4 protein-coding genes are annotated in these 2,352 nt (G+C 72.3%); 3 read left to right on the top strand and 1 reads right to left on the bottom strand.

The genetic code is table 11. From position 1 onward, the window contains the following. Nucleotides 1-274: PHP domain-containing protein (locus G3I40_RS42035; RefSeq protein WP_164560062.1), on the bottom strand; the 274-nt coding region annotated here is incomplete at its 3' end. Between the two features lie 197 nt (nucleotides 275-471). On the opposite strand from G3I40_RS42035, the gene G3I40_RS42030 reads away from it, so the two are divergent. The 3 genes from G3I40_RS42030 to G3I40_RS42020 form a co-directional block, all read left to right on the top strand. Next, complete coding sequence (locus G3I40_RS42030; protein WP_164560061.1) at nucleotides 472-1,521, top strand: DUF3533 domain-containing protein; 1,050 nt, start codon at nucleotides 472-474, stop codon at nucleotides 1,519-1,521. Then, nucleotides 1,518-2,171 (top strand): GPR1/FUN34/YaaH family transporter, encoded by a 654-nt coding sequence (locus G3I40_RS42025; protein WP_164560060.1) that lies wholly within the window; start codon nucleotides 1,518-1,520, stop codon nucleotides 2,169-2,171. The genes G3I40_RS42030 and G3I40_RS42025 overlap by 4 nt, the downstream gene beginning before the upstream one ends. Then, a partial coding sequence (locus G3I40_RS42020; protein WP_164560059.1) for an AAA family ATPase occupies nucleotides 2,168-2,352 on the top strand: 185 nt, incomplete at its 3' end. The genes G3I40_RS42025 and G3I40_RS42020, both read left to right, overlap by 4 nt.

Here is a 2,352-nt window from a genome sequence, read left to right as displayed (position 1 = left end):
ACGCGCCGCCCCGCACCGGGGTGCGCCGGCGTTCCGTACGGCCGGCCGTCTCCGTGGGTGCGGCGACCGCGAGGTCCGCCCCGAACAGCGGCCGGATCCCGGAGCGGCCCGCGGCCTTGGCGAAGCGGACGGCGCCGCCGAGGGTGTCCCGGTCGGTCAGCGCGACCGCGTCCATGCCCCGCTCGGCCGCCCGCTCGGCGAGCGCGTCCGGGTGCGAGGCGCCGTAGCGCAGCGAGAACCCCGAGGCGGTGTGCAGATGCGTAAATCCCAGCACCTGAACCACCTCGCCACTCGCTACCCCCTGTCCTGTCCCGCATGTCCTGCCACACGGGCCCCATCAGGCCCGATGTCCTCACCATAGACCATGTTCGAATTTTTGTGCGATTCGAAGGTGTGGGCTCACCTCGGTGACCTGCACCCGTTCGGCCCACCCCGACTGCATGACCCAGGCCCCCACCGGACCGTGGGGACATGAAGTTCGCCGACGAGTTCAAGAACGCCGTCACCCCCAGAGCCGCGCTGCTCGTGATCGGCGTGCTCGCCCTCCAACTGTTGTTCATCGCCTCGTACGTGGGGGCGCTGCACAACCCGAAGCCGAAGGACGTGCCGTTCGGCGTCGTCTCCCCGGTGCCCGCCGCCGCGCAACAGGCCGAGCAGCAGCTGTCGAAGCTGCCGGGCTCCCCGCTGGACCCGCGGGTGGTCGCCGACGAGCGGACGGCGCGCCGGCAGATCCTGGACCGGAAGATCGACGGCGCCCTGATCGTCGACCCACGGGGCAGCAAGGACACCCTGCTCGTCGCGTCCGGTGGCGGCACCGTCCTGGCGAAGGCGCTGGAGACCCTCGCCACCGAGGTCGACGGCATGGAGAAGCGGACCGTGCGCACGATCGACGTGGCCCCGGCCTCCTCCCGGGACTTCGACGGGCTCTCGTCCTTCTACCTCGTCGTCGGCTGGTGCGTCGGCGGCTACCTGTGCGCCTCGATCATGTCGATCAGCGCCGGGTCCCGGCGGGCGAGCCCGCAGCGCGCGGCCATCCGGATCGGCGCGATGGCGCTCGTCGCGATCGTCGGCGGCCTCGGCGGCTCGCTCATCGTCGGCGACGCGATCCTGGGCGCGCTGCCCGGCTCCTTCTGGGCCCTGGCCGGGCTCGGCGCGCTGGTCACCTTCTCCGTCGGCACGATCACCCTCGCCCTGGAGGAGCTGACCGGTGTCGTCGGCATCGGGCTTGCCGTGCTGCTGATCGTCGTCGCGGGCAACCCGAGCGCGGGCGGCGCGTTCCCGCTGCCGATGCTGCCGCCGTTCTGGCACGCGATCGGCCCCTGGCTGCCGCCGGGCGCGGGCACCTGGGTGGCGCGCTCGATCGCGTACTTCCACGGCAACGACGTCACGAAGTCGCTGCTCGTCCTGTCGGCGTGGGCGGTGCTCGGCATCGTGGTGACGCTGCTCGTGGCGGGCCTGCGCGAGAAGAAGCGGGACGGCCGGACGCGGGGCGGCCGGGCGCACGTGGGGGTGGCCTCGTGAACTTCCCGCACCGCTCGGGCCCGGCCGCCCAGGCCGTCTCCGTCAAACGCATGGAACCGACGGCCCAGGCCCAGCTCGGACCGCTCGGCCTCACCGGCTTCATCGTCGTCACGATGATCGCGACCGGCATCGACGCGGGGATCTTCCCCGAGAAGCTGGCCGCCGCCGACGTGCCCGTGGTCGGCTTCTTCATCGGCGGCCTCGCGCAGCTGCTCGCCGGGCTCTTCCAGGCGCAGCGCGGCGACACCTGGCACGCCACGGTGTTCGGCGGCTTCGGCCTGTTCTGGATGGCGAAGGCGCTGATGCTGCTGTGGGTGCTGCCGTCCCTCGACCCGTCGCTGCGCGGCGACGCGATGGGCCTGTTCACGCTGCCCTGGGTGTTCGTGGTCTTCGTGCTGTGGCTGGCGAGTTGGCGCATCCATCTCGTGCTGCTGCTCACCTTCAGCTGCGTGCTCGTCGTCTTCGTCGCCATGACCTGCAACGGCTTCACGGGCCTGGTCGGCTGGAACCGGGTCACGGGCTGGTTCGGGCTCGGTGCGACGCTCGGGGCGCTGTACCTGCTCGCCGGACAGCTCATGGCCTCGACCTGGGGCCGCGCCGTCCTCCCGATGGGCCGCTTCCTGGCGCCGCCGGAGCCCTCCGAGACGTGATCACCACTCTGGCCGTCGAGAACTACCGCTCCCTGCGCCGGCTGATCGTCCCGCTGGACCGCCTGAACGTGATCACCGGCGCGAACGGCACCGGCAAGTCCAGCCTCTACCGCTCGCTGCGGCTGCTCGCCGCGTCGGCCCGCGGCGGCGCGGTCGCGGCGCTCGCGCAGGAGGGCGGCCT

Source organism: Streptomyces sp. SID14478, from assembly GCF_010548525.1.
In the GTDB taxonomy this organism is placed as follows: Bacteria; Actinomycetota; Actinomycetes; order Streptomycetales; family Streptomycetaceae; genus Streptomyces.
This window is presented reverse-complemented; position numbering and strand designations above follow the sequence as displayed.